Annotated in this window: 2 protein-coding genes; both read left to right on the top strand. The window is 56.3% G+C overall.

What is annotated here, in order from left to right; all coding sequences use genetic code 11:
• Positions 1–733 precede the first annotated feature (733 nt).
• Entirely contained in the window at positions 734–1756 is a 1023-nt protein-coding gene (locus AC1DVH_RS29900; protein ID WP_477756831.1) for an FAD:protein FMN transferase, read from the top strand.
• A gap of 207 nt (positions 1757–1963) precedes the next feature.
• Positions 1964–2200: FAD-dependent oxidoreductase (locus AC1DVH_RS29895; protein WP_477756830.1), on the top strand; the 237-nt coding region annotated here is incomplete at its 3' end.

Here is a 2200-nt window from a genome sequence, read left to right as displayed (position 1 = left end):
ATATAAAGCGATCCGTATCGGCATGCCTCTCGCTAATCAACACTCCAAAGGTGGGGTCACCGCGAAGATGGTCATGAATGAAGTGCTTGCCATTGAACCGGCGAACTGGGGGGGGAGGCGTGTCCACGTCTGTAAGTAAACCGCGAAGATCGCACAAGCGATGGCTATGGATCCCAGTTGTTTTTCTGGTCATCACCCAATGGGATATTGGGTTACCTACTGTGACTATTCATTACTCCAAAGATGCTAAAGAAGAACTTAAATACATCTGGAACGTACAACACCGAATATTCAAAGGGCGGATGCAGCCTGGGGGCGGTACACGTGATTATGGATTATTGTTTCCAGATGAGAAATTTTTCATGGAGATTTCTTGGTGGGACGATGGAGCGCTACGACACTGCGTCAACGTAAGCCCTAGGTGGCCTAATACGCATATTTACCTTGATGCCAACGGCGATATTGATCGCAGCGAAGGCAGTGGCACGGATTCGCATCGACTAAAACAATGCGTCACCGATACCGCGACTCCATGAAAAGACCCCGTTGGAATCAGGGCCAACATACAAGGAGAGAGCTTGCTCCGGGCGGCGTTCCTATGATGCAGCTAAGAACGCTGCGTTTAACTGGTAAGCACGCGTTATCGTTGACGACCATCGCGAGCGAGCTCGCTCCCACAGTTTCTATCGCATAATGGCGAGCCTCGATGGTGTATCAGGGTGTTCTTCAGGGGATGCAGGATTTGTTGATCTGGCGGATATGGTGCTTTGTGTTGATCGTCCTGTTGTCTGGTTGTGGCAGCAGTGACTCCCTCGAAACCTTCGGCGGTCCCACCATGGGCAGCACCTATTCGATCAAATATGTGCGCCACGCCAACCTTCCGGCGCCGGACGAAGTCCGCGTCCAGGTCGAGCAGATCCTCGCTGACATTGACCGGCAAATGTCGACCTACCGCAGCGACTCGGACATCGAGCGCTTCAATGCATTACCGGCCAACCGTTGTCAGGCAATGCCGGCGTCGATCCTCGAATTGGTTCGCGTGGGCGAGCAATTGTCAGCGCAAAGTGAAGGTTCCTACGATCTGACGGTGGAGCCGTTGCTCAATCTCTGGGGATTTGGTCCGCAGGCCCGCGGGGAAAAAGTCCCGACTGCCGAAGCGCTCGCCGAAACCCGCCAGCGCGTCGGCCATGAACACTTGCGCATCGAGGGCGACCAGTTGTGCAAGGACGCCGCCGTCGAGGTCGACTTCAACAGCATCGCCGCCGGTTATGCGGTGGACACGATTGCCGCAAGACTCGAGGCGATGGGCATTCGCGATTATCTCGCCGAAGCGACGGGGGAGCTCAAGGCGTCCGGCAGGAAGGCTGACGGTTCGCCATGGCGCATTGCACTGGAAGAGCCGCGGGATGACCGGCAAGTGGCCGAGCGCGTCATTGTTGTCGACGGTTATGGCCTGTCCACTTCCGGCGACTATCGTAATTATTTCGAGCAGAACGGCCAGCGTTTTTCCCACACCTTCGATGCGCGCACCGGTGCGCCGGTCTCACACCGTCTGGCATCGGTCACGGTGATTCATCCTTCAGCGTTGATGGCCGATGGCTTATCGACGCTGTTGTTGATTCTTGGTCCGGAGCGCGGTTGGGACTACGCAGAAAAACACGATATCGGCGCATTTTTTGTGATTCGTGCCGRTACAGGTTTCGTCACACGCAGCAGTCACGCTTTTGAACGCCTCAGTGGCGAAAAAACCGAATGATTTCGGCAATTTGAGCATTGAAAACTGGCGTTGTAGCGCAGGCAAAAGTAGCCTACGACGCGACCAAGGGTTAATGTGCGCGGCGTTGACGCTTCTATAGACTGTGTCCGGGTTCTGCACTGGCCCCAAATTGTTCCTTCATGCCACGCATTGGCGTGATTTAGCCGCAGGTGCCGAGGGTGCCGCGGCCTGTTCTGAGGAGTACGCATGGCTGTCTACAACTACGACGTGGTGGTGTTGGGTTCCGGCCCGGCGGGAGAAGGCGCGGCAATGAACGCCGCCAAGGCAGGGCGCAAGGTGGCGATGGTCGATAGCCGTCGCCAGGTCGGCGGCAACTGCACTCACTTGGGCACCATCCCGTCCAAGGCACTGCGTCACTCGGTGCGGCAGATCATGCAATTCAACACCAACCCGATGTTCCGGGCCATTGGTGAGCCGCGCTGG

The organism is Pseudomonas sp. P4_C3 (assembly GCF_056402075.1).
The sequence above is the reverse complement of the archived record's forward strand: the minus strand, read 5'-3'. Positions and strand labels throughout refer to the sequence as shown.